At 52.3% G+C, this 239-nt stretch carries 1 rRNA gene; it reads left to right on the top strand.

What is annotated here, in order from left to right:
• A 23S ribosomal RNA gene (locus ACN6NE_RS31385) occupies window positions 1-239 on the top strand; the annotation flags it as partial.

The following is a 239-nucleotide window of genomic DNA, read 5'->3' as shown; positions in this document are numbered from 1 at the left end:
TGAAAGAGATCCTGAAACCGTGTGCCTACAAGTAGTCAGAGCCCGTTAACGGGTGATGGCGTGCCTTTTGTAGAATGAACCGGCGAGTTACGATCCCATGCAAGGTTAAGCTGATAAGGCGGAGCCGCAGCGAAAGCGAGTCTGAATAGGGCGTTTAGTATGTGGTCGTAGACCCGAAACCAGGTGATCTACCCATGTCCAGGGTGAAGTTCAGGTAACACTGAATGGAGGCCCGAACC

It is taken from the genome of Priestia sp. 53B2, from assembly GCF_056099005.1.
Note: the sequence above shows the minus strand (reverse complement) of the source record. Positions and strands in the feature narration are given on the sequence as shown.